This is a genomic window from Streptomyces paludis, from assembly GCF_003344965.1.
Taxonomy (GTDB): domain Bacteria; phylum Actinomycetota; class Actinomycetes; order Streptomycetales; family Streptomycetaceae; genus Streptomyces; species Streptomyces paludis.
Genome location: NZ_CP031194.1, coordinates 3,050,708 through 3,074,429 on the forward strand (window position 1 = coordinate 3,050,708; position 23,722 = coordinate 3,074,429).

Below are 23,722 nucleotides of genomic sequence, written 5' to 3' on the forward strand. Positions count from 1 at the left end.
ACGGCGCGAAGCGTGCTGGGGTTCCCCCTCGTACCGTGGCCTTTCCGTAACACTTCGCCGTACCGGTACGGCCCGGGGCCGCCGGCGGGGCCCGGACTAACCCCCGTAGACGTGCGGCGCGAGGGTGCCGACGAATGGCATGTTGCGGTACTTCTCCGCGTAATCCAGGCCGTATCCGACGACAAACTCATTGGGAATGTCGAAGCCGATCCATTTCACGTCGATGGCGACCTTTGCGGCATCCGGCTTACGGAGCAGGGTGCAGACCTCCAGCGAGGCCGGCTCCCGGGAACCGAGGTTGGACAGCAGCCACGACAGCGTCAGTCCCGAGTCGATGATGTCCTCGACGATCAGGACGTGCTTGCCCTTGATGTCGGTGTCCAGGTCCTTGAGGATCCGGACCACGCCGGAGGACTGGGTGCCCGCCCCGTACGAGGAGACGGCCATCCAATCCATCGTCACGGGGGTGGACAGGGCGCGCGCCAGGTCCGCCATGACCATCACGGCACCCTTGAGGACCCCCACCAGCAGCAGGTCCTTGCCCGCGTACTCCGCGTCGATCTTCGCCGCCAGCTCGGCCAGCTTTGTGTCGATCTCTTCCTTGGTGATGAGCACCGACTGAAGGTCTTCGCCCATGTCCTTGTCGTCCACCCGCATCGCTTTCGTCGTCGGCCAGAGGTCCGGAACCCGCGGCTCCGGAGACACAGCCGTAGTGCATCCGCGCTTCAGCCCTGCCGGATGACCAGTCTGCCACCCTGCCTCCTGGCCTCCACGCGGCCGGGCAGGTTGATGGCTCCCTGGCCGCGCCAGCCGGTGATCAGGCGGTCGACCTCTTCGATGTGACGGGCGAACAGCGAACCCGCCGGGGCGCCCGCGGCGATGGCGGCCCGGCGCAGCACCCGGCGGCGTACGGCGGGCGGGAGCGCGTAGAGCTTGGCGCACTCCAGCAGCCCCGCCTCGTCCCGGACGGTCGTCTCGGCGCCGGCGGCCCAGGTGTCCAGGGCGTCGGCGTCGTCGCGGGAGAGCTGGGCGGTACGGGCCAGGGCCTCGACGACGCCTTTGCCGAGGGCCTTCTCCAGCGCGGGCAGCCCTTCGTGGCGCAGCCGGGAGCGGGTGTAGGCGGGGTCGGTGTTGTGGGGGTCGTCCCAGACGGGGATCGACTGGACCAGACATGCCTTGCGGGCGGTCTGCCGGTCGAGCTGGAGGAAGGGCCGCCGGTAGCGGCCGGTCGCCCCGGAGACGGCGGCCATGCCGGACAGCGAGCGGGTGCCGGAGCCGCGGGCGAGGCCGAGCAGTACGGTCTCGGCCTGGTCGTCGCGGGTGTGGCCGAGGAGGACGGCGGCCGCGCGGTGGCGGTCGGCGACGGCGTCCAGCGCGGCGTAGCGCGCGTCGCGCGCGGCGGCCTCGGGTCCGCCGCCCGTGCGGCGCACACCGCCGCCGCCGTGGGCCGCGCTGTGTGCGACCGGGGTCTCCGCGCCGACGGTGACGGCGACGGATTCGACGGGGTCCAGACGCATCGCGCCGAGCCGGGCGACGACTTCCGCGGCGCGGAGCGCGGAGCCTTCCTGGAGTCCGTGGTCGACGGTGACGGCGCCCGCGCGGACGGAGAGTTTCGGTGCTTCGAAGGCGAGGGCCGAGGCGAGCGCCATGGAGTCGGCGCCGCCGGAGCAGGCGACGAGCACGAGCGGCGGCGCGCCCGCGGCAGCGGGTGCGCCGCCGGTGGCGGTGGGCGGGTCCAGCTCCGCCCGTTCGGTTTCGGTGAGGATGTCGTGGAGTACGCGGCGGACCGCCAGGCGTATCGCCGCGACCGCAGGATGGGGACCCATATCCGGTGCCCTTCGTGAAGTTTTTTGGGGGGTGCCTCGGTCGGGGTAAGAACGGAGAGCGTCACTCAGAGTGCGTCGATGGTGACAGAACCGAGCCATTACCCGAGCATTGCACGCCTATCCCTCACCGACGGTCCCTCGGATGGGTGATACGCGAGGCGTCCTTCTGCCAAGAGGGCGTTTTGGCTCAGGAATCTGCCTTACGGTGCACCCGCGCGACCCAATCCGCCGGTTTGGCGATCTCCGCCTTGGTGGGGAGCGTGTTGGGCGAGGTCCACACCCGGTTGAAGCCGTCCATGCCGACCTGCTCGACCACGGCCCGGACGAACCGCTCCCCGTCGCGGTACTGACGGAGCTTGGCGTCGAGGCCCAGCAGCTTGCGCAGCGCCTGGTCGAGCCGGCCGGCGCCGCTGGCCCGGCGCTGCTGGAACTTCTCGCGGATCTCGGCGACGGAGGGCACGACCTGCGGTCCCACGCCGTCCATCACATAGTCGGCGTGGCCTTCGAGCAGGGACATCACGGCGGTGAGCCGGCCGAGGATCTCGCGCTGGCCGGGGGTCTGCACCAGCTCGACGATCGAGTGCCCGTCCTCGTCCCGCTCGCCCTCGGGCCGGCCGCCCGCCAGCGACTGGGCCGCCTCGCGGAGCCGTTCGACCACGGTCATCGGGTCGACCTCGGTCTGGTCGAGGAACGACTGGATCTCGCCCTGGAGGTGGTCGCGGAGCCAGGGCACACCGGTGAACTGGGTGCGGTGGGTCTCCTCGTGGAGCGCGACCCAGAGCCGGAAGTCGTGGGGCGCCACGTCGAGTTCGCGCTCGACGTGGACGATGTTGGGGGCGACGAGCAGCAGCCGTCCGCTGCCGTCGGGGGCGCCGGGGAGGTCGCGGGAGGCGGGGGCGAACGTCTCGTACTGCCCGAGCACCCGGGAGGACATGAAGGACAGCAGCATGCCGACCTCGACGCCGGTGACCTTGCCGCCGACCGCGCCGAGCACGGCGCCGCCGGGTCCGCCGGGGCGGCGGTCGCGCATCTTCTCGAAGAGGGGCTTCAGCAGCTCGCGGAAGCCGGCGACATTGGCCCGGACCCAGCCGGCCCGGTCGACGACCAGCACGGGGGTGTCCACCGGGGCGTGGCCCTCGGGGATCATCCGGGTGTACGCCCGGACGTGCTCCTCCGCCGCCTTGGCGTGCCGCCGCAGCTCGGCGACGATCTCACGCGCCTCGTCGCGGCTCACTTCCGGTCCCGGCCGCGCGAGGCGGGTCGCGGTCGCCACCGCGAGGTTCCAGTCGACCATCTCTGCACCACCGATGCTCGTCATGCGTCAACCGTACGTGCTCGGCTCGCGGAGCGGGCGAAGCTGTCGTCCCACTCTGCTTCGGACAGGCCGAGGGACCTGGTGCCGTCGGATCCAAGGCGGAGGAGGGAGTGAACGCGGAGCGTTCGTGACCGACGACAACGCCGGAGGCGGCGGTGCCAGGCCCCTCGGGCCCGGAGCAGGGTGGGACGACAGCTTCTCGGCGTGATGGCCCCGGTTCTTCCCCCATCTTCGGTCTCGGGGGCCTCTCCGGGGCCTTTCCGGGGCCGGTCGAACGCCGCCCCTACGGGCCCGTCACTCGGGACGGGCCGCCGGCGCCGGGAGCAGGGCCGCCGAGAGCCGGTCCAGGGCCGCCTGGGCGGGGTCGGCGGCCGGGGTGTCGCTCGCCAGGAACGCGAAGGCCAGCAGCCGCCCCTCGGCGTCCACCACCGTGCCCGCCAGGGCGTTGACCCCGGTGAGCGTGCCGGTCTTGGCCCGCACGAAACCGGCCGCCGGCGGCTGGTCCGCGTACCGGGTGCGCAGCGTGCCGCTGAAGCGGGCGATGGGCAGGCCGGTCAGGACCGGGCGCAGCTCCGGCCGGTCCGGGGCGGCGGCGCGCGCCAGCAGGCCGGTGAGCAGGGCGGCGCTGACCCGGTCCTTGCGGCTGAGACCGCTGCCGTCGTCGAACACGGCCCCGGTGACGGGCAGTTGGAGCTTCCGGAGCTGGGCGCGGACGGCTCTGCCGGCGCCCTCGAAGCTCGCGGGCTCGCCCGCGGCCAGGGCGGTCTGGCGGGCCAGGGACTCGGCGATGTCGTTGTCGCTGTTGGTCAGCGCGCGTTCGGCCAGGGCGGAGAGCGGGGCGGAGTAGGTCCGCGCGAGCGGCTCCGCTTCCTTGGGCGCTCTGCTCCGTTCGGGTGCGCCGTCGGTACGGACGCCCCGCTCGCGCAGGAGTTTGGCGAAGACGCGGGCGGCGTCGCCCGCCGGGTTGCCGCTGCGCGGCGCGGGCCCGCTCGCCGAGGTGTCGAGCCGGCCCTGCCCGGACATCAGGGAGACGACGGGGGCGATGTTGTCGTTGGGGCCGATGGGGTGTTCCCGGGGGCCGGAGTAGAGGGATGTGTCGTACCGCAGCTCGACCTCGGTGACGCCCCGGTCGCGCAGGGCGCGGACGGTGTCGTCGGCGAGCCGGCCGAGCCCGGTCCGGTCCAGGGTGGCGTCGCCGCCGCCGACCAGGGTGATCCGCCGTCCGTCGGGGGTGGCCCGGACGGTGGTGGCGATGCGGTGGTCGGGGCCGAGCGCGGAGAGCGCGGCGACCACGGTGGCGATCTTTATCGTGGATGCCGGGACCATCGTCTTCGCGTCGCCCTTCCCGTACAGCCGCTCGCCGGTGACGGCGTCCACAACGGAGGCGGTACGGTCCGGGCCGAGCGCGCCGTCGTCGAGGAGGGGGCCGAGGGCCGCCGCGAGTCCGGACGGCAGCGCGGGGGGCTTTCCGGTGCCACCGATCCCGCTCATCCCGCCGGTCTCGCCCGCCCCAGCGGTCCCGCCCGTCCCGTTGGACTCGGCGGCGCCGCGGCCCGTGACCCGGAGCGCGGAGAGCACCGCGGCGGCGCTGGGCGCGGGCGCCGGCTCGCGCGGCGCGGACGCGTCGCGGGCCTCGCCGCCCGTACGGCTCTGGGCGACCGCCCACTCCCGCTCGGCCCTGCGCTGCCCCGAATCCCAGGGGCCGGCCGCGGCCACCACCACGGCCGCGAGCGTCAGCCCCAGGACCACCGAACCCGCCGTGACCTGCCACACTTTCGGCTCAAGCACGGCTGACCAGCCCCTTTCGCGATCACACAGCTGCGTGGGGGACACTTAACCACTGCGCCTTGCCACGCAGCATCACCGACATATGTGTTGATCATGGAGGAGCCACCCGTGGAGTTCGACGTCACCATCGAGATCCCCAAAGGTTCGCGGAACAAGTACGAGGTGGACCACGAGACCGGTCGGATCCGGCTGGACCGTCGACTCTTCACCTCGACCAGCTACCCGGCCGACTACGGCTTCGTCGAGAACACCCTCGGCGAGGACGGCGACCCGCTGGACGCGCTGGTCATCCTGGACGAGCCCACCTTCCCGGGCTGCCTGATCAAGTGCCGCGCGATCGGCATGTTCCGGATGACGGACGAGGCCGGCGGCGACGACAAGCTGCTGTGCGTCCCGGCGTCCGACCCCCGGGTGGAGCACCTGCGCGACATCCACCACGTGTCGGAGTTCGACCGCCTGGAGATCCAGCACTTCTTCGAGGTCTACAAGGACCTGGAGCCCGGCAAGTCCGTCGAGGGCGCCGACTGGGTCGGCCGCGCCGAGGCCGAGGCCGAGATCGAGGCGTCGTACAAGCGGCTCCAGGCGCAGGGCAACGCGCACTGAACGCGCATTGAACGCGCATTGACCGCGCACCGCGCGAACGCACAGCACCTGTGCGATGAACGGGCGGCACACCCTTCCGGGTGGGCCGCCCGTCCGTGTGTGCCCACCCGGTTCGCTGCCCATACTGGGCAGGAACCCGGGCAGGGGACCGGAATGACGGGGACGGTCACGACAGGGAGTGAGGGCGCAGACAGTGGTGGCCGAGCCGGACGGTCCCGAGGACCGTAAACCGCAGTCGGACGAGGCGCGCAGCGCCTTCACTCCGCCGCTCGGCGTGGAGCAGCCGCCACCGCCCGAGGACGACCGTCCGACCTCGGAGTTCGCCCTCCCGGAGGGGCTGAACGCGGAGCCGCCGCCCGAGCCCGAGGGCTCCGCCTTCGATCTGCCGGGCGGTACGCAGCAGGGCGCCGCCGGACGGCCGCCGGGACCCGGCGCGGGGCCGGGCGGGACGTCCCCGTACCCGTCCTCCTCCTACCCGTCCACGTACGGGCTCCCGCTGGCGCTGCTGCCCAAGGACGCGCCCTGGCAGGACCGGATGCGGACGCTGCTGCGGATGCCGGTCGGGGAGCGTCCCGTACCGGAGACGGTCCAGCGGCACGACGACAACGGGCCCGCCGTACCGCGCGTGCTGGACCTGACGCTGCGCATCGGCGAGCTGCTGCTGGCGGGCGGCGAGGGCGCCGAGGACGTGGAGGCCGCGATGTTCGCGGTCACGCGCGCGTACGGGCTCGCCCACTGCGAGCCGACCGTCACCTTCACCCTGCTGTCGATCTCGCATCAGCCATCGCTGGTGGACGATCCGGTGACGGCCAGCCGGACGGTACGGCGGCGGGGCACCGACTACACCCGGCTGTCCGCCGTGTACACGCTCATCGACGACATCACGAGCGCGGACACGGACATCACGCTGGAGGAGGCGTACCGGCGGCTGGCGGAGATCCGCCGCAACCGGCACCCGTACCCCGGCTGGGCGCTGACGGTGGCGAGCGGGGTGCTGGCGGGGGCCGCGTCCGTGCTGGTGGGCGGGGACGCGGTGGTCTTCGTGGCGGCGGCGCTGGGCGCGATGCTCGGCGACCGGCTGGCGTGGCTGTGCGCGGGACGCGGGCTGCCGGAGTTCTACCAGTTCGTGGTGGCCGCGATGCCGCCGGCCGCGATGGGGGTGGCGCTGACGCTGCTGACATCGGCGCTGCACTGGGGCGGCCGGCCCTCGGCGGTGATCACCGGCGGTCTCTTCGCGCTGCTGCCGGGGCGGGCGCTGGTGGCGGGTGTGCAGGACGGTCTCACGGGCTACTACATCACCGCGGCGGCGCGGCTGCTGGAGGTCATGTACTTCTTCATCGCGATCGTCATCGGGGTGCTCGTCGTGCTCTATCTGGGGGTGCAGCTGGACGCGCAGCTCAACCCGGACGCGGCGCTGCACACCGTGGAGCGGCCGTGGGTGCAGATCGTGGCGGCGGTGGCGCTGAGTATGACGTTCGCGATCCTGCTCCAGCAGGAACGTTCCACCGTGCTGCTGGTCTCGCTCAACGGCGGGGTCGCGTGGACGGTGTACGCGGCGATGCACGACACGGGCGGGATCTCGCCGGTGGCCTCGACGGCGGTCGCGGCCGGGCTGGTGGGGCTCTTCGGCCAGCTGTTCTCGCGCTACCGCTACGCGTCGGCGCTGCCGTATGTGACGGCGGCGATCGGGCCGCTGCTGCCGGGGTCCGCGACGTACTTCGGGCTGCTCGGCTTCGCGCAGAACGAGCTGGACCGGGGGCTGGCCTCGCTGTCCAAGGCGGTGGCGCTGGCGCTGGCGATCGCGGTCGGGGTGAACCTCGGCGGGGAGGTCTCCCGGCTCTTCCTCAAGGTCCCGGGCGCGGGCCGGGCATCGAGCCGCCGCGCGGCCAAGCGGACGCGCGGCTTCTGAGTCCGATCGGTCGCGATCGGTCCGGTCGGTCCGACCGGTTCGTACGGTACGGAGCCGGTCAGCGCCGGGCGTGCCGGCCGCGCTGGCCGCTGCCCGGCCCGTCGTCGGGCCCACCGGGCGCCTGGTGCGACCCGGGAGCGGGGTTCTGATAGCCGCCCGGGGCGTCGTAGCCGCCGGGGACGCGGGGGTCGGCCGGGATACGGGGGTCGACGGGGGCGTCGTAACCGCCCGGAGCGCCGTAACCGCCGGGCTGTCCGGCGGGCTGTCCGCCGGGCCGCTGCTGACCGTGCCCGCCGCCCTGACCGACGCCCTGGCCGCCCTGCCCGTTCGGAACGCCGCCCTGGGGGCCCTGGGGGCCCTGCGGACCCCGCGCGCCCTGACCGCCCTGCGCACCCTGACCGCCGCCGACCGCCGGGAACTGCATCGTCGCGCGGTCCACGCCGGGGCCCGGCTCCACCGGGTGGTACCCGATGGCGGCCTCGTCCTCGGCGGCGTTGGCGGCGGCCTTCTTGTTGTGGGAGCGGGCCCGCAGCAGCTCGATGATGATCGGCAGCACCGAGATCAGCACGATCAGGATCAGGATCATCTCGATGTGCTTGTGCACGAAGTCGATCTTGCCGAGCGCGGCACCGAGCAGGGTGACGCCCGCGCCCCAGAGCACACCGCCGATGATGTTGAAGATGATGAACGAGCGGTAGTTCATCCGGCTCACACCGGCGATGATCGGCGTGAACGTACGGATGATGGGGACGAAGCGGGCCAGCACGAGCGACTTCGGGCCGTACTTCTCGAAGAACTCGTGCGCCTTCTCGACGTTCTCCTGCTTGAAGAACCTGGAGTCGGGCCGCCGGAACAGCGCCGGCCCCACCTTCCTGCCGAAGAGATAGCCGACCTGGTCACCCGCGATGGCCGCGAGCACCACCAGACTCGCCACGATCCACAGCGGGGTGTCCAGGGCGCCGGTCGTCACCAGCAGGCCGGTGGTGAAGAGCAGCGAGTCGCCCGGCAGGAAGAAGCCGATGAGAAGCCCGGATTCGGCGAAGACGATGACCAGAACACCGATCAGCCCGAAGGTCCCGATCAGATAGTCCGGGTCCAGCCAGCTGGGTCCGAGCGCAAGGGTGGTCACGGGTTCCGGACTCCTGAGTCGTTGGTCGGTCGATCGTCGTTTCGGCGTGGTCGGCCGCGCACAAGCTATCAACGCCCGTAAGGACTCCCAGGTTCCACCTCCCCCGCTACAGCGCCCCCACCCCCCACCCCGTACCCGTATCACCCACCCTGCCCCTTACGCGCCCGCGCCCGCGCGTCCGCGTAAGGGGCCGCGAGCGCGCCTACCCGCCGTGCCGGGCCGCGTTCGCGCGGATCGCTTCCCGGAGGTGGGCGGCCAGGCCCGGGCGGCGGGCGTCGTAGAAGGCGCGGAAGCGGTCCTCCGTCACGTACAGCTCGCCGAGGCCCCGGTGGGTGTCGTAGCCGCACTCGTAGTACCAGCGGGAGATATGCATTCGGTGCTCCTCGGCCAGCTCCATCGCCCGCTCGCCGGCGGCCGGCTCGCCCGCCGCCATGAGGGCGTCGTAGCGCTCGCCCCAGTCGGTGGTCTCGTCCTGGATGCGCTGCCACTGCTCCTTGGTGTAGCGGGCGGTCCTGCGCTGCGACTCGGCGTAGTTCGCCGTGCCGCCCCAGCGCCGGTCCGCCTCCTCGGCGTACGCCTCCGGGTCCTTGTCCCCGAAGACCTCGAACTTCTCCTCGGGGGAGAGATTGATGCCCATCTTCCGCGCCTCCATGGCGTGCTCCACGGCCTCGGCCATCTTCCGCAGTTCGGCGATCCGGGTGGTCAGCAGCGTGTGCTGCCTGCGCAGGTGCTCCTGCGGGTCCGTGTCCGGATCGTCGAGCAGGACCGCGACCTCGTCGAGCGGAAAGCCGAGCGCCCGGTAGAACAGGATCTGCTGGAGCCGGTCGAGATCGGCGTCCTCATAACGCCGGTGCCCCGCATGGCTGCGCCCGCTCGGGCAGAGCAGCCCGATCGCGTCGTAGTGATGCAGCGCGCGCACCGTGACCCCGGCGAATCCGGCGACCTGTCCCACGGAGAAGCTCACAGCTCCCCGCTCCTTCCTGTGTGTCGGTACGCACCCCAGCCTCGCCCCTCACGCGACGTGAGGCGCAAGCGCTGAAACGATGCCTCCTCACTCGCGCGGGTGGCGCTACCGTCGAATCGGGAACATGACCGGCAGCACCACTCGACGATCTTCTCCATGGGAGCAGTCATGGCCGCAGAGGCGCGTATCGAGCACGACGGGCAGGCCACTCCGGAGAACTGGATGTACCCGCCCGAGGACGGCTGGACGTACGACCAGATCAAGGAGTTGGAACTCCCTTTCGACTGGGAGCTACTGGATGGGAACATCGTGGTGCGTGGGGCGGCGAAGTGGTGGCATGACCAGGTTCGGGACAGGTTGTACCTGTCGCTCATGCTTGCGAGGCGCGCGCCTTATTCGGTCAACGTCGAGCGCTCCACCCTCTTCGACGAACACAACGTCCCGAAGCCCGACATCGTCGTCTTCGACAAGACCGGACTCGACATCCGCACACTGGAGTGCACCCCGGTGGCGAGCGTCGCCCTCGCCGTCGAGGTGGTCTCCCCCGGCTCGCGCACCCAGGACCGGTTCCGTAAGCCCGGCATGTACGCCGAAGCCGGCATCGCCTACTACTGGCGTGTCGAGCGCGGTGAGGACGATCTTCCGGTCGTCCACGAGTTCTGGCGTCACCACGAGACCGGCGTATACGTATCGAGCCCCGAACGGCCCACGCACACCGGAAAGCTCATCACCGAGGTGCCCTTTCCCGTCGAGATCGATCTGCACGGGCTGATCGAGGTCTGAGCCGCACCACCCGGCGGGCGGTTCGCCCGGTTCGTCCGTATTCTCGCGGAGGGGGATGTCGCAGCCGTATCACCGCCGGGAGAGCCGCATGCCACTCCACCGAGCAACGGACCGGGCCGCCGGTGTGCCCGCCAAGGAGCGGGCCGAGTTGCGGCGGCTGTCGTTGAATCCGTTCTTCGGGGCGGCCGATCCGACCGGGGACATGACCGCGGCGCCGCCCACGCACCGGCTGCCGGACGGCCCGATCGCGCCGGACACCGCGTATCAGCTGGTGCACGACGAGCTGATGCTCGACGGGAACGCCCGGCTCAATCTGGCCACGTTCGTCACGACGTGGATGGAGCCGCAGGCGGGCGTGCTGCTGGCCGAGTGCCGTGACAAGAACATGATCGACAAGGACGAGTACCCCCGCACGGCCGAGCTGGAGCGGCGCTGTGTGGCGATGCTCGCCGACCTCTGGCACGCCCCCGACCCGCCGTCCGCCGTCGGCTGTTCGACCACCGGGTCCAGCGAGGCGTGCATGCTCGCCGGGATGGCGCTCAAGCGGCGCTGGGCCACCCGCAACGCCGACCGCTATCCGGCGACCGCGCGGCCGAATCTCGTCATGGGCGTCAATGTGCAGGTCTGCTGGGAGAAGTTCTGTTCCTTCTGGGAGGTCGAGGCGCGGCAGGTGCCCATGGAGGGCGACCGCTTCCATCTCGATCCGCGGGCCGCCGCAGACCTCTGTGACGAGAACACGATCGGTGTGGTCGCCGTGCTGGGCTCGACCTTCGACGGCTCGTACGAGCCGGTCGCCGAGGTGTGCGCGGCGCTGGACGCGCTCCAGGAGCGTACGGGGCTCGATATCCCCGTCCATGTCGACGGGGCGTCGGGGGCGATGGTCGCGCCGTTCCTGGACGAGGATCTCGTCTGGGACTTCCGGCTGCCGCGCGTCTCGTCGATCAACACCTCGGGGCACAAGTACGGGCTGGTCTACCCGGGCGTCGGCTGGGCGCTGTGGCGCTCGCCCGCCGAGCTGCCGGAGGAGCTGGTCTTCCGCGTGAACTATCTGGGCGGCGACATGCCCACCTTCGCGCTGAACTTCTCCCGGCCCGGCGCGCAGGTCGTCGCGCAGTACTACACCTTCCTGCGGCTGGGCAGGGACGGCTACCGCGCCGTCCAGCAGGCGTCGCGCGACATCGCGACGAAGCTCTCCGGCCGGATCGCGGAGCTGGGTGACTTCACGCTCCTCACCCGGGGCGACGAGCTGCCCGTCTTCGCCTTCACCACCGCCCCAAGCGTGACGAACTTCGACGTCTTCGACGTCTCGCGCCGGCTGCGCGAACAGGGCTGGCTGGTGCCCGCGTACACCTTCCCGGCGCACCGCGAGGATCTGTCCGTGCTGCGGATCGTCTGCCGCAACGGCTTCTCCGCGGACCTGGCCGCGATGCTGCTGGCCGACCTGGAGCGCGTCCTGCCGGACCTGCGCCGCCAGGAACACCCGCTGGAGCGGGACACGTCCGCCGCCACGGCCTTCCACCACTGAGGAGGGGTACGTACGGTACGTACCCCTCCTCAAGCACCTGCGCTCAGCGGCTCAGCCCGCCGAACTTCCGTACCGCCAGCGGGAAGAAGACCACCAGCAGCGCCACCGGCCACACCACCGCCAGCGGCCCCGCGTGCTCCGCCGCCCAGGAGCCGCCGTCCGCCGCGACCGCGGGCGTGGCGCCGAAGAAGTCGCGTACGGCCGTGGCGGTCGCCGACATCGGGTTCCACTCCACGACCGCGCCCAGCCAGCCCGGCATCGACTCCGGCGTCGCGAACACGTTGGAGAGGAAGCCGATCGGCCACACCAGGATCTGTACGGCCTGCACCATCTCGGGCCGGCCCGCGACCAGCGCCAGCAGGATGCCGATCCAGAGCATCGCGAAGCGGAGCAGGAGCAGTAGCCCAAAGGCGGCGAGGAAGGCGCCGGGGCCGGCGTGCCAGCGCCAGCCGATCGCGTAGCCGACGCCGGTCAGCGCGGTCAGGCCGACCGCCGACTGGAGCATGTCGGCGGCGCTGCGGCCGACCAGGAACGCCGAGGACGCCATGGGCAGCGAGCGGAAGCGGTCGACGACGCCCTTGTTGAGGTCCTGGGTGACCGCGAGCATGGTCGATTCGAGGCCGAAGGCCATGGTCAGCGCGAGCATGCCGGGCACGAGGAAGTCGACGTACTCCCCCGCGACACCCCGGCCGCCGCCGATCAGGAAGCCGAACATCAGCAGCAGCATCACCGGGAAGACCAGGCCGACGACGACCTGGACCGGCTGCCGCGCCCAGCGGGCGAGTTCGCGCCGGGTCATGGTCCAGCAGTCGGTGAGCGCATGGCCGACGCCACTGCCGCCGCCCGCGCTTATGGAGTCCGTCGTCATGCCGCCGCCTCCTCCTTCTCCGACGCCTTGTCCTTCGGCCCGCTTGTGAGGCGCAGGAACACCTCGTCCAGCGTCGGCCGCCGCAGCGCGATGTCAGCCGCCTCGATACCCGCCTCGCGCAGGGCCCGTACGGTCTCGGTGAGCGCAGTCATCCGGTCGGCGGCCGGGGCGCTCAGCAGCAGCCGGTCCGGGTCCGTGGAGACCGCGCCCGCCGCGTCCGCACCCACCACCCGCGCCAGCAGCCCCGCCCCCTCCGCCAGCCGCTCCGCGTCGCGCAGGACGACATCGATACGGTCCCCGCCGCTCGCCGCCTTGAGCGCGTCGGCCGTGCCCTCCGCGACGACCCGTCCCCCGTCCACCACCGAGATACGGTCGGCGAGCTGGTCGGCCTCCTCCAGGTACTGCGTCGTGAGCAGTACGGTCGTCCCGTCGCCCACCAGCGAGCGCACCGCGCTCCACACCTCCGCCCGGCCGCGCGGGTCGAGCCCGGTCGTCGGCTCGTCCAGGAAGAGCACCCCGGGGCCGGTGATCAGGGACGCCGCCAGATCGAGCCGGCGCCGCATACCGCCGCTGTACCGCAGCACCGCCTTGCGGCCGGTACCGGCCAGGCCGAAGCGCTCCAGCAGCTCGTCGGCGCGGCTGCCCGCGCGCCGGGCGCCGAGGTGGTGGAGCCGGCCGAACATCTCCAGGTTCTGCCGCCCGCTCAAGTCCTCGTCCAGCGCCGCGTGCTGGCCGAGGAGGCCGATCCGCCGCTTGACCTCGCGGCTGTGGGTCCGTACGTCGAAACCGGCCACCCGGGCCGTCCCCCCGTCGTGCCGGAGCAGGGTGGTCAGCACCCGTACGGCCGTGGTCTTGCCCGCGCCGTTCGGCCCGAGGAGGCCGTGCACCGTACCGGCGCGCACCCGCAGATCCAGCCCGTTCAGCGCCCACTGCGCGCCGTACCGTTTCCGTACACCCGTCATGACGATCACCGCGTCGTCCACCCGCGAACCCCCTTCGACCCCACAACAGTAATCAAATTTGACTACTGACCGGAAGGGTAACCCTCGCCCACCCATTGGTCAAACTTGATTAGCGACGGTCCCCGTCATGCGCGGTCCCCGTCGCGTACGGGTTCTCCTCGCCCTCGGCGAGCACCCCCACGAACGGCTCACCCTCCCCCGCGAAGGTGTACGCGCCCGCCTCCACGCGTCCGATCAGGCCCCGCGTCCACGCCGCGCCCGCGTCCGCCGTGTGCACCCACATATTCATGATCTCGCCGATGTGCCCGAGCACCTCCGGGCCGTCCTCCGGCACATAGTCCTCGGTCACGGCGGCGCGCCACTCCTCGATGGCGGCCACCCGCCGCCGGAGCAGCTCGATCGCCTCGGCGCGCGGCAGGTCGACGAGGAAGCCGATGGCGGCGGAGAGCACGTCCATCTTCTGGTCGTACGAGGTGAGCGAGGCGCGCAGCAGCCGGAAGTACTCCTCGCGGCCGGCCTCCGTGACCTCGTACTCCGTACGAGGCGGGCCGCCCGCCGTGCTCGGCGCGACCTCGTGCGCGAGCAGCAGGCCCTGCTTGGCCATCTGCTTCAGCGCGTGGTAGATCGAGCCCGGCTTGGCGTTGGACCACTCATGGGCGCCCCAGTACTCCAGGTCGTTGCGGACCTGATAGCCGTGCGCGCGCCCGTGCTGACGGACCGCGCCGAGGACGAGCAACCGGATCGCTGACATCGCCCCAGGTTATGGCCCGCGGGTCAGGGGCCCGCGGCCGGTCCCGCCGGTACGGACCCGGGCCGGAGCCGTCTCAGAAGGGGAAGTCCGTGCGTTCGTGCCGCACCGAGATCCACTTCTGCGTCGTGAACGCCTCCACCGCCGAATCGCCGTTGAGCCGCCCCAGCCCGGAGAACTTCTCGCCGCCGTACGCCACCATCGGCTCGTCCTGCACGGTCGAGTCGTTCACATGCATCATGCCGGTCTCGATCCGCCACGCGAACGCGACGCCGCGCTCCACGTGCGCGGTGTGGACGGCGCCGCTCAGTCCGTACGGCGTGTCGTTGGCGAGCCGTACCGCCTCGTCCTCGCCGTCGAACGGGACCAGCAGCACGACCGGCCCGAAGATCTCCTGCCGCAGCAGCGGGGAGTCCGCCGCCAGTCCGGTGAGCACCGTCGGCTCCACCAGATTGCCGCGCGTGCGCCCCCGTACGAGCGCGGTCGCGCCCTCCGCGAGCGCCTGGTCCACCAGCGCGGTCAGCGCGTCCGCGTGGGAGCTGTTGATGACCGGGCCGATCTGGGTCGCGGGGTCGCGCGGGTCGCCGGTCCTGAGCGCCCGCACCCGGGCCACGAACTTCTCGGTGAACTCCCGCTCGACCGACCGGTCCACGAGGATCCGGTTGGCGGCCATACAGATCTGGCCCTGGTAGAAGAAGCGGCTGTGGACGGCCGCGTCCACCGCGTGGTCGAGCCCGGCGCCGTCGAGATCGTCCAGCACCACCAGCGCGCTGTTGCCGCTGAGTTCGAGGACGGTCCGCTTGAAGTGGGCCCCCGCGACGGCGCTGACATGGCGGCCGACCCGGTCGGACCCGGCGAAGGAGATCACCTTCGGGACGGGGTGCTCCAGCAGCGCGTCACCTATCTCCGCGATGTCCGTGACGACCACGTTGAAGAGTCCGGCCGGCAGTCCCGCGTCCTCGAAGAGCTTGGCTATGAGGCCGCCGCCGATGACGGGCGCGTTCTGGTTGGGCTTGACGACGACCGCGTTGCCGAGCGCCAGCGCGGGCGCCACCGACTTGATCGTCACCAGGAAGGGGAAGTTGAAGGGACAGATCACTCCGACGACCCCCACCGGCAGCCGGTAGACGCGGTTCTCCCGGCCGTCCACGGGCGACGGCAGGATCCGGCCCTCGCAGCGCAGCGCGAGCTGTACGGCCTCGCGCAGGAACTCCTGGGCGGCCCGTACCTCGTACAGCGCCTTGCGCCGCGTACCGCCCAGCTCGTCGATGATCGCCTCGACGATGGGTTCGGTGTGCTCCTCGACCAGCCGGAGCACCCGCTCCAGTACGTCCCGGCGGGTGTACGGGTTGGTCTCGGCCCAGGCCCGCTGCGCGCGCTCGGCCGCGCGGTACGCCTCGTCGACCTCAAGGGCGGTGGCGACCGTGATGGCGGCGAGCTTCTCCCCGTTGTACGGGTTGAAGTCGATGATGTCCCACGAGCCGCTGCCGGTCCGCCACTCGCCGTCGATGTACTGATGGGCCAGGTCGGTGAAGTAGGACATGCGATCCCTTACTGCGGGTGCTACAGGCGCAAACTCCTGATGTCTGGTCATCGTACTGATGCCTCAGATCAATTGGAGCAATCCGCGGAGGACATCTCGGCTCTCCTCCGGCCCCGGGCTGTCCTCCTGGAGCCGCGCCATCACCCGCTCGTACTGGCCGACCTCCTCGCGCTTGTCCAGATACAGCGCGCTGGTGAGCTGTTCGAGGAAGACGACGTCGGAGAGGTCCGACTCGGGGAAGCTCAGCATGGTGAACGCGCCGCTCTCGCCCGCGTGTCCGCCGAAGCTGAACGGCATCACCTGGAGCGTGATGTTCGGCTGCTCGGAGATCTCGATCAGATGCTTCAACTGCCCCTGCATCACGGCACGGTCGCCGTACGGCCGGCGCAGCGCCGCCTCGTCGAGGATGGCGTGGAAGCGCGGCGCCCGCTCGGAGACGAGCACCTTCTGCCGCTCCAGCCGCAGCGCGACCCGGCGTTCGACCTCGGCGCAGGGCGCGTCGGGCTGGCCGCGGGTGACGACGGCGTGCGCGTACGCCTCCGTCTGGAGCAGTCCGTGCACGAACTGCACCTCATAGATACGGATCAGTGAGGCGGCGCCCTCCAGACCGATGTACGTCTGGAACCAGCCGGGCAGCACATCGCCGAAGCTGTGCCACCATCCCGCGACATTGGCCTCCCGGGCCAGCCCGAGCAGGGCGGCGCGCTCGCCCTCGTCGGCCACCCCGTAGAGGGTCAGCAGGTCCTCGATGTCTCTGGCCTTGAAGCTCACCCGTCCCAACTCCATACGGCTGATCTTGGACTCGGATGCGCGGATCGAGTAGCCGGCGGCTTCACGTGTGATGCCGCGCGTCTCGCGCAGCCGCCTCAGTTGTGAGCCCAGCAGGATGCGCCGCACCACGGAACCGCCCGATTCGGCTGCGGTCACGTCTTCAACCCTCCCCATCACACACATGTGGTTCCCCTCGGAGCGCCCCCGGGACTCCAAGAGGCGGATTCTGCCATCAAAACGCTTCAGCCCGTACTCATTCGATTACGGAAATAAGAAGGGTTTGCGGAGAGGGCGAAACTGGTCACGGGAAGAAATGACCAAGAATCACCACGGGAGGGGTGAAGTCCGGCGCGTGCACGTGCATCTGCCCTTGCATCTGCCGTGCGCATTCGGAACCATGGGCCTCGCGCACCTGCGTGTTCGTTTCGTGATTGACGTGTTGTGACGCTGGACCACCGCAGTATCGCTACGGCCGCGAATCCCGGGAGTGCCTCGCATGGGGATGAATGGATCGACCATGCTGGAGCCGTTAAGGCGGGGATTGCCCCCGATCGACCCGGCGGCTGCGGCAGGCGCTGTTTCGTGCGCCCTGCCCCCCCGCTACGAAGCGGTGCGCGGGGCACGGCAGTTCACCAGGACCACGCTGTCCCAGTGGGAGCTGACCGAGCGCTTCGACGATGTCGCGCTGGTCGTCTCCGAGCTGGTCACCAACGCGCTGCGGCACGCCCTGCCGGCCGACACCCCGCGCGACCCGCACGAGGCTCCGGTACGGCTGCATCTGATGCGCTGGTCGTCCCGGCTGATCTGCGCGGTACGGGACCCCAGCCACACGAGTCCGGCGACCCGGGAGACGGACGAGGACTGCGCGGCGGAGTCCGGGCGCGGGCTGTTCCTGGTCGAGTCGTTCAGTGACACCTGGGGCTGGCACCCGCTGGCGGGATCGCTGCACGGCAAGGTGGTCTGGGCGCTGTTCCGGCTCCCGCAGGACCGGGACAGACCGCAGGACTGAGACAGAACCGGAAAAAAGTACCGGCCGGTCCTCATGGACCGGCCGGTACTGTTCGCTGCCCCACACTTTTTCGGTCATGAACACACGGAAGATTGACCGAAAACACCCCACCAGAACGTCGACTTCGGGCGACCGCCGTCACACGGCCGCTGTCGGATGACCGACGCCGGGCTGTCGACGCCGGACGGGCCGGCGCCGGGCGTCCGACGTCAGGTCGTCGCCGCCAAGTGGTCGAACTCCCCCGCCTTGGCGCCGATCAGCATCGACTCGATCTCGGCACGGGTGTAGACGAGCGCGGGACCCTCGGGGTGGCGCGAGTTGCGTACCGCCACCTCTCCGCCGGGCAGCTGGGCGAACTCCACGCAGGAACCCTGGGAGTTGCTGTGCCTGCTCTTCTGCCAGACGACTCCGTGAAGCTCTGTGGCCGCTATGCCGTTGTACACGTGGTGCACAGGACGCTCCCCGAGTTGCAAGGTGCAGGTGTCAACTGTCTCGGATCATAGCTGTGTTTCATGTGCGGATGCATGAGCAAATGCACGTGCACGCGGGGTGTTCCCTTGGTTACAGACGCACCCGTGCAAACCCCCTCTTATAGAAGAGACGCGTTTGGCGGCCATCTGGATGCGTCCGGTTTTCCGTGTCCGGCACGGGTCTCAGCGCGGGGTGTCAGCGCGGGGTCGAGCCGTACGGCAGCAGCGCCATCTCCCGGGCGTTCTTGATCGCGCGCGCGAGCCGGCGCTGCTGCTGGGCGCTCACCCGGGTCACCCGGCGGCTGCGGATCTTCCCCCGGTCGGAGAGGAACTTCCGCAGCAGATCGGTGTTCTTGTAGTCGATGTAGGTGATGCCGTCCCGGTCCAGCGGATTGGGACGGGGTGCGGGCGGCTTGCGGTCGCCGCGGCGGCCGGGCTGACGGCTGGGCATGGGTCAGACCTCCAGAAGGGCGTCGAAGGCGGGCGGCAGGCGCTTCCAGGCGGCGCGGCCCGCGGTGTACTCGGCGTCGGTGAGCAGGCAGGAGTCGAGCAGCCGCCCGATCCCCTCACGGTCGAGACCGGGCGAGGTGAAGACCAGGTGCTGGCAGCGGTCGCCGTGCCGGGGGTCCCAGTCGAGGGCGGCGGCGGCCCGGCGCAGCGGCGGGACCGTCTCCCACTCGGCGTCCGGCAGCGACGCCAGCCAGGGGCCGAAGCTCTCCACGCAGAGCGCTCCGCCGGCCGCGTCCCAGTGGAGCAGGGTGTCGGGGCGGTCCGCGAGCCAGAAGCGGCCCCGGCTGCGGGCCGCGGCGCAGGTCAGGTCCTCCAGCGCGCGGTAGAGCCGCTCGGGGTGGAAGGGCCGGGCGCGGTGCCATACGTACGTACCGACCCCGCATTCGTCGGCGTCCTGGGGCAGCAGCGCGCAGGCGGGGTGCTGCCGGGCGGCGGCGGCCTCGACGTCGAAGCCGGCGAAGACGGCGGTGGCCAGCTCCTCGCCCGCTATCGCCACCTGCCGTGCGGTGGGGTGCAGTTGGGCGAGGAGCGCGCGGTCCTCGTCGTCCGCGAGCGGGCTGTCGGCGAGGGCGAGCACCGGCGCGTACTCCAGCTGCCTGGCCCAGGTGTCGGCGACGGTGCGCCGGTCGGTGGCCGCGGCGGCCAGTCCGGCGTCGGCCAGGTCGTCGCCGTTGCCGAGGTACGGCAGGAGCAGCGCCGGGTCGACGGCGGTGAGCACCGCGCTGACGGCCAGCCGTTCGCCGTGCGCGGCGACGACCTCGGCCATCGCGCGGGGCTCGACGGAGTCCCACAGCTCGACGATGGCGAGCCGGGTCGTACCGTCGTCCGCGAGCCGGACCAGCTCGGGCACGAGGTCCTCGCGCAGCGCGCAGCAGGCGCAGTCGTTGACGAGTGCCGCCTCTCCGTAGGAGAGGCGGCCGTTGGCGTCGCGGACGGTACGGACGACGGTGCCGCGCGCGGCGGTCGACAGATCGTGGTGGAGCGCGACGCTGCCCGGCACGGTGGCGAGCAGCCGCCGTACGGCCGCCTCGCGGGCGTCGGCGTGCAGACCGCAGACGATCGCGACGGGCAGCCGCCCGCCGAACCGCCCGAACTCCCCGCTCACGACCGGGCCTCGGACGTACCGGCCTCGGACGTAGGGGCCTCGGGTGCGCGGCGGCCGTAGCGGCGTTCGAAGCGCTCCACGCGGCCGGCGGTGTCGAGGACGCGTGCCGTGCCCGTGTAGAAGGGGTGGCTCGCCGAGGAGATCTCGACGTCGATGACGGGGTAGGTGGCGCCGTCCGCCCAGTCGACCGTCTTCTCGCTGGTGGCGGTCGACCGGGTGAGGAAGGCGAAGCCGGCCGCCTTGTCGCGGAAGACGACGGGCCGGTACGCGGGGTGGATTCCGGGCTTCATCTGCTGGTGGTTCCTTCGCTTCTCTCAGCGCTCTTCGCGGAAGCCGACATGGCGCCGCACGACCGGGTCGTACTTGCGCAGCGTCATGCGGTCGGGGTCGTTACGGCGGTTCTTGCGGGTGACGTAGGTGAAGCCGGTACCGGCGGTGGAGCGGAGCTTGACGATCGGGCGTAGTTCGTTGCGGGCCATGGGGTTAGTATATGGAAATGGTTTCCATTTCCAAAGAGAGGGGTGTGTGACCTTGTCCGCCCACTGCCAGCTGACCGGGGCCGAGCCGGGATTCGGCAACAAGATCTCCCACTCGCACCGGCGTACCTCCCGCCGCTTCGACCCGAACATCCAGCGCAAGCGCTACTGGCTGCCGAGCGAGGGCAGGCATGTACGCCTCACCCTCAGCGCCCGGGCGGTCAAGACGATCGACTCGATCGGCATCGAGGCCGCCGTCGCCCGGATCCGGGAACGCGGGGTGAAGGTCTGATGGCGAAGAAGAGCAAGATCGTCCGCAATGAGCTGCGCAAGGAGACCGTCGAGCGGTACGCGGCACGCCGCGCCGAGCTGAAGGAGATCCTGCGGCTCCCCGGCACCCCCGAGGCGGAACGGATTTCGGCGGAACGGGAGTTGCGGCGCCAGCCGCGCGACGCGAGCGCGACCCGGATCCGGAACCGGGACAGCGTGGATGGGCGTCCTCGTGGACATCTCAGGAAATTCGGCCTCTCCCGGGTCCGGTTGCGCGAGCAGGCGCACGCCGGCTTTCTCCCGGGGGTGCGGAAGTCGTCCTGGTAGTTTGACCGCGTTCGGTGACTGACAAGGGGGACTTGATCGTGCGGAAGCTGGTACGGACGGGCGGGGCCGCGGCCGGGATCGTCGTGCTCGCGCTCGCGCTCACCGCGTGCGGTGGGGGCGGCGACGACAGCGGTGACTCGGGCAAGGACACGGCCGGGTCGAGCGCGTCCGGCGGGACGGGCGGCGACTCGGGATCGGGTTCCGGCTCCGGTTCCGGTTCGGACGCCGCGGTCGCGGACGGCACATGGGCGGCCCTCACCGACGGCAAGCCCGTCGCCATGTCGGTCAAGGACCAGCAGATCACGCTGGCGGTCGAGGGCCATGCCTGTACGGGCGCGGTGAAGGAGATGAGCGGCGCCCCGATGCTCGCCCTCGTCTGCGCGGACGGCTACAAGGACCGCACGATGGGCACGATCGAGTCGAACGACGGCACGAACCTGGTGGTCTCCTGGAGCGGCGGCCCCAAGGACACCTTCATGAACGCCGACAAGGGCGCGATTCCCCCGGGTCTGCCGGCGGAGTTGCCGACGGAGCTGCCCGAGGGCTTCCCGACGACGCTGCCGAAGTCCTGACGCGACGGACGGCGTGCGGACCGCCGCCGGCCCGTTCAACGGCGGCCCGTGCCCCCTTCCGCTTCGGATTCCGCTTCCGCGTCCGCTGCCCGCTCCGGCGCCCGTTCCGGTGCCAGCGCGCGGGAGAGCTGCTCCAGCGCGTCGAGCAGCAGGCCGGCACCGCTCCGTACCAGCGCCGGATCCGGTGACTCCGCGGGCGGGGCCGTGTCGTCCCAGCGGTCCAGCGCGTCCCGTACCGCGTCCCAGCGCGGGACGCGGCCGTCCCGTACGGCCTTCGCCCCGCGCTCCGTGGCGTGCCGCAGCGCCTCGGCCAGCCCCGCCGCCGCGGGCAGGGGCGCGGCGTCGCGGTCCGGGAGGTGCGCCTCCAGCAGCATCGCGACCCGGGCGAGCTGGGCGAGCGCGTCGTCCGCGGCGTCGGCGGCCTCCGGTGACAGCCCCCGGTGCCGTACCGGTTCAAGACTGGCGCGCGTCTCGGCCGCGTGCCAGGCGATACGGGCCTCACGGCTCGCCAGCAGGGTCTCGCGCACGTCGGGAGCCGGCCGGCCCGCCGGCCGCCCCGCCGGGCGCCCGGCGGGGCGGGCGTAGTGCGCGACGACCGCCGCCGCGTAACGCCCGTCCGTGACCAGCCAGTCGGCGAGCCGGGCGCGCAGCCGGGGCGTCTCCCAGGCCGGGTAGACGGCGTACGCGGCCATGGCGAGCAGCCCGCCGAGGAGGGTGAGCAGCACCCGGTCCCGTACGGTCTGGGTCACGCCCTCACCGGCCGTGTCGAGCAGGAACACCACGTACGCCGAGACGAAGACCTGGCTGATGGCGTAACCGGTGCGCAGCAGCAGGTACATCAGCCCGGCGCTGAGCACGGCGAGGGCGATGGAGACACCGGTGCCGGGGTGGGTGGCGTGCACGATGCCGGTGGCCAGGACGACGCCGACGAGGGTGCCGCCGAAGCGCGCCACGGAGCGGCCGTAGGTCTGCGAGAAGTCCGGGCGCATCACCATGACGACGGTCATCGGCGCCCAGTAGCCGTGGCCGAGGGGCAGCGCGGCGCCGAGGACATAGCCGGCCGAGGTGACGGCGCAGACCCGTACGGCGTGGCGCAGGATCGGTGAGTCGTGGTGCAACTCGGCGCGGGCGGAGCGCAGGGCGAGCGGGAGGAGCCGCCAGAGGCCGGGACGGTCGCGGTGGGCGCCGACGGGGGTCGCGTGCGCGGGGCCCGTGCGCTCCCGCTCCCGGCTCTCGCGGGCGGCCGGGTGTTCCGCCGCGTCGACGACCGCCTCCAGCAGCGGGGCGAGCCGGCTCGCGGCGCGCCGGGCCGGTCCGGTGAGGACGGTCTCCGTGTCGGGGGTCCGGAGCGCGGCGAGCGCGGCCGGGGCGAGATGGACGGGCGCGCCGCCCCGGACCGCGCGGGCGGTGGAGTCGAGCACGGAACCGGCGGCGGCGAGCAGCTCCCGCACCCGGTCGCGCTCCGGCCCCTCGGCGGCGGCCCCGAACGCCGGATCGGCGAGCGAGGCGAGTACGGGCCGGATCCGCTCGGCGAGCCCGCGCGCGCCGTGCAGCTCGACGGGGCGGCGGCGGGCCTCCCGGGGGGTGACGGCGGCGGCGCTGCGGGCCGCCATCAGCGGCTCGGGGTCGAACGGCGCGGTCGGGTCGTGCCGCAGCCGCCGGGCGTAGTCGCCCATGGCGGCGAGAGCGTCGGCGAGCGCGTCGCGCTGGAGGCCCCAGGGCCGTACGGGAAAGAGCACGATCATCGCGGCCTGCACGAGACCACCGGCCGCGATCACGGCGGCGTGCCCGGCGGCGGCCGCCACGGAGGTGGGCAGGGTGACGGTCACCAGCATGATCGCGACATTCGACGACGCGATCACGCCGACGGCCGGCCCGGCGGTCCAGGCGAGCCCGGCGAGAAACGTCCAGACCGCCAGGAGCAGCAGGAACAGCCCGGAGTGCGCGCCGGTGAGATAGCCGAGGAACGTACTGACGGCCAGGCTGGCCCCGGAAGCGAGCGCGAGCACGGGCCGGGGCCGCCAGCTCCGCTGGAGCGTCGCGATCCCCGCCTGGAACGCGCCGAACGCCCCACTGACCGCGACCCCCGGCCCGAACAGCGCGAACGCCACCCCCACCACCACCGCCAGCCCCGCAGCCCCCCGCACCGCGACCCACGGCTCCAACCGCCGCCGCTCCACCTTGAACCCCGACCGCGCGGTCTCCTTCAACGCCCGCAGCCAGCCGGCACAGCTCATGGGGTGAGCGTA

Annotated in this window: 25 protein-coding genes; 8 read left to right on the forward strand and 17 right to left on the reverse strand. The window is 71.7% G+C overall.

The features are described 5' to 3' along the window. Nucleotides 1-96: 96 nt before the first annotated feature. From hpt to dacB, 4 genes are all read right to left on the reverse strand, one after another. Nucleotides 97-657: a hypoxanthine phosphoribosyltransferase gene (hpt, locus tag DVK44_RS13375; protein WP_114659886.1), complete on the reverse strand. Its 561-nt coding sequence runs from the start codon at nucleotides 655-657 to the stop codon at nucleotides 97-99. A gap of 68 nt (nucleotides 658-725) precedes the next feature. After that, nucleotides 726-1,826, reverse strand: a complete 1,101-nt coding sequence (gene tilS, locus DVK44_RS13380) for a tRNA lysidine(34) synthetase TilS (RefSeq protein WP_114659887.1) — start codon at nucleotides 1,824-1,826, stop codon at nucleotides 726-728. 187 nt (nucleotides 1,827-2,013) lie between these two features. Continuing rightward, a complete protein-coding gene (locus DVK44_RS13385) occupies nucleotides 2,014-3,144 on the reverse strand; it encodes a zinc-dependent metalloprotease (RefSeq protein WP_114659888.1) in 1,131 nt (376 codons plus the stop codon). A 291-nt stretch (nucleotides 3,145-3,435) separates the two neighbouring features. Further along, nucleotides 3,436-4,929 (reverse strand): D-alanyl-D-alanine carboxypeptidase/D-alanyl-D-alanine endopeptidase, encoded by a 1,494-nt coding sequence (gene dacB, locus DVK44_RS13390; protein WP_114659889.1) that lies wholly within the window; start codon nucleotides 4,927-4,929, stop codon nucleotides 3,436-3,438. Nucleotides 4,930-5,037: 108 nt separating this feature from the next. Between dacB and DVK44_RS13395 the strand changes: the two genes are divergently transcribed. Continuing rightward, nucleotides 5,038-5,532, forward strand: a complete 495-nt coding sequence (locus DVK44_RS13395) for an inorganic diphosphatase (RefSeq protein WP_114659890.1) — start codon at nucleotides 5,038-5,040, stop codon at nucleotides 5,530-5,532. A gap of 196 nt (nucleotides 5,533-5,728) precedes the next feature. Then, nucleotides 5,729-7,441, forward strand: a complete 1,713-nt coding sequence (locus tag DVK44_RS13400; protein ID WP_114659891.1) for a threonine/serine exporter family protein — start codon at nucleotides 5,729-5,731, stop codon at nucleotides 7,439-7,441. Nucleotides 7,442-7,499: 58 nt separating this feature from the next. Here DVK44_RS13400 and DVK44_RS13405 read toward each other — a convergent pair whose 3' ends face one another. Continuing rightward, nucleotides 7,500-8,570, reverse strand: a complete 1,071-nt coding sequence (locus tag DVK44_RS13405; RefSeq protein WP_114659892.1) for a DedA family protein — start codon at nucleotides 8,568-8,570, stop codon at nucleotides 7,500-7,502. A 202-nt stretch (nucleotides 8,571-8,772) separates the two neighbouring features. Continuing rightward, entirely contained in the window at nucleotides 8,773-9,534 is a 762-nt protein-coding gene (locus DVK44_RS13410; protein ID WP_114659893.1) for a MerR family transcriptional regulator, read from the reverse strand. Nucleotides 9,535-9,690: 156 nt separating this feature from the next. Here DVK44_RS13410 and DVK44_RS13415 point away from each other — a divergent pair, with 156 nt between their 5' ends. After that, nucleotides 9,691-10,317, forward strand: coding sequence for a Uma2 family endonuclease (locus DVK44_RS13415; protein WP_228447116.1), 627 nt, complete (start codon nucleotides 9,691-9,693; stop codon nucleotides 10,315-10,317). Nucleotides 10,318-10,405: 88 nt separating this feature from the next. Beyond that, complete coding sequence (locus DVK44_RS13420; protein WP_114665100.1) at nucleotides 10,406-11,842, forward strand: glutamate decarboxylase; 1,437 nt, start codon at nucleotides 10,406-10,408, stop codon at nucleotides 11,840-11,842. A 43-nt stretch (nucleotides 11,843-11,885) separates the two neighbouring features. Here the strand turns inward: DVK44_RS13420 and DVK44_RS13425 are convergent, their stop codons facing one another. The 5 genes from DVK44_RS13425 to DVK44_RS13445 all read right to left on the reverse strand — a co-directional run bounded on the left by DVK44_RS13425 (nucleotide 11,886) and on the right by DVK44_RS13445 (nucleotide 16,908). After that, nucleotides 11,886-12,710, reverse strand: a complete 825-nt coding sequence (locus DVK44_RS13425) for an ABC transporter permease (RefSeq protein ID WP_114659895.1) — start codon at nucleotides 12,708-12,710, stop codon at nucleotides 11,886-11,888. Beyond that, nucleotides 12,707-13,672: an ATP-binding cassette domain-containing protein gene (locus DVK44_RS13430; protein WP_114665101.1), complete on the reverse strand. Its 966-nt coding sequence runs from the start codon at nucleotides 13,670-13,672 to the stop codon at nucleotides 12,707-12,709. Before DVK44_RS13430 ends, DVK44_RS13425 begins: the two co-directional genes overlap by 4 nt. 109 nt (nucleotides 13,673-13,781) lie before the next feature. Beyond that, nucleotides 13,782-14,423: a PadR family transcriptional regulator gene (locus DVK44_RS13435; RefSeq protein ID WP_114659896.1), complete on the reverse strand. Its 642-nt coding sequence runs from the start codon at nucleotides 14,421-14,423 to the stop codon at nucleotides 13,782-13,784. A 73-nt stretch (nucleotides 14,424-14,496) separates the two neighbouring features. Further along, nucleotides 14,497-15,963 (reverse strand): aldehyde dehydrogenase family protein, encoded by a 1,467-nt coding sequence (locus DVK44_RS13440; protein WP_114659897.1) that lies wholly within the window; start codon nucleotides 15,961-15,963, stop codon nucleotides 14,497-14,499. Between the two features lie 63 nt (nucleotides 15,964-16,026). Further along, on the reverse strand, nucleotides 16,027-16,908 hold the full coding sequence (locus DVK44_RS13445) for a helix-turn-helix domain-containing protein (RefSeq protein ID WP_181957454.1): 882 nt from the start codon (nucleotides 16,906-16,908) through the stop codon (nucleotides 16,027-16,029). A 322-nt stretch (nucleotides 16,909-17,230) separates the two neighbouring features. Between DVK44_RS13445 and DVK44_RS13450 the strand changes: the two genes are divergently transcribed. Then, nucleotides 17,231-17,743: an ATP-binding protein gene (locus DVK44_RS13450; RefSeq protein WP_162793816.1), complete on the forward strand. Its 513-nt coding sequence runs from the start codon at nucleotides 17,231-17,233 to the stop codon at nucleotides 17,741-17,743. 209 nt (nucleotides 17,744-17,952) lie between these two features. Here the strand turns inward: DVK44_RS13450 and DVK44_RS13455 are convergent, their stop codons facing one another. From DVK44_RS13455 to rpmG, 5 genes are all read right to left on the reverse strand, one after another. Next, nucleotides 17,953-18,195 carry a DUF397 domain-containing protein gene (locus tag DVK44_RS13455; RefSeq protein WP_114659900.1) on the reverse strand — a complete coding sequence of 81 codons (243 nt, stop codon included), beginning with the start codon at nucleotides 18,193-18,195 and terminating at the stop codon, nucleotides 17,953-17,955. Nucleotides 18,196-18,409: 214 nt separating this feature from the next. Beyond that, nucleotides 18,410-18,664 carry a 30S ribosomal protein S18 gene (rpsR, locus tag DVK44_RS13460; protein WP_114659901.1) on the reverse strand — a complete coding sequence of 85 codons (255 nt, stop codon included), beginning with the start codon at nucleotides 18,662-18,664 and terminating at the stop codon, nucleotides 18,410-18,412. A 3-nt stretch (nucleotides 18,665-18,667) separates the two neighbouring features. Continuing rightward, nucleotides 18,668-19,828, reverse strand: coding sequence for a CobW family GTP-binding protein (locus tag DVK44_RS13465; RefSeq protein WP_114659902.1), 1,161 nt, complete (start codon nucleotides 19,826-19,828; stop codon nucleotides 18,668-18,670). Beyond that, the gene (locus DVK44_RS13470) at nucleotides 19,825-20,118 is read right to left on the reverse strand and encodes a type B 50S ribosomal protein L31 (RefSeq protein ID WP_114659903.1); all 294 of its coding nucleotides are present in this window, start codon (nucleotides 20,116-20,118) and stop codon (nucleotides 19,825-19,827) included. The genes DVK44_RS13465 and DVK44_RS13470 overlap by 4 nt, the downstream gene beginning before the upstream one ends. Before the next feature lie 24 nt (nucleotides 20,119-20,142). Next, on the reverse strand, nucleotides 20,143-20,307 hold the full coding sequence (gene rpmG / locus DVK44_RS13475) for a 50S ribosomal protein L33 (RefSeq protein WP_114659904.1): 165 nt from the start codon (nucleotides 20,305-20,307) through the stop codon (nucleotides 20,143-20,145). Between the two features lie 52 nt (nucleotides 20,308-20,359). Here rpmG and rpmB point away from each other — a divergent pair, with 52 nt between their 5' ends. From rpmB to DVK44_RS13490, 3 genes are read left to right on the forward strand one after another with little or no spacing between them, the layout of a single operon-like run. Continuing rightward, nucleotides 20,360-20,596, forward strand: coding sequence for a 50S ribosomal protein L28 (rpmB, locus tag DVK44_RS13480; protein WP_114665102.1), 237 nt, complete (start codon nucleotides 20,360-20,362; stop codon nucleotides 20,594-20,596). Beyond that, entirely contained in the window at nucleotides 20,596-20,901 is a 306-nt protein-coding gene (gene rpsN / locus DVK44_RS13485; RefSeq protein ID WP_114659905.1) for a 30S ribosomal protein S14, read from the forward strand. Before rpmB ends, rpsN begins: the two co-directional genes overlap by 1 nt. A 38-nt stretch (nucleotides 20,902-20,939) precedes the next feature. Next, complete coding sequence (locus DVK44_RS13490; protein WP_114665103.1) at nucleotides 20,940-21,473, forward strand: hypothetical protein; 534 nt, start codon at nucleotides 20,940-20,942, stop codon at nucleotides 21,471-21,473. A 35-nt stretch (nucleotides 21,474-21,508) separates the two neighbouring features. Here DVK44_RS13490 and DVK44_RS13495 read toward each other — a convergent pair whose 3' ends face one another. Then, the gene (locus DVK44_RS13495; RefSeq protein WP_114659906.1) at nucleotides 21,509-23,710 is read right to left on the reverse strand and encodes an FUSC family protein; all 2,202 of its coding nucleotides are present in this window, start codon (nucleotides 23,708-23,710) and stop codon (nucleotides 21,509-21,511) included. Between the last annotated feature and the right edge of the window lie 12 nt (nucleotides 23,711-23,722).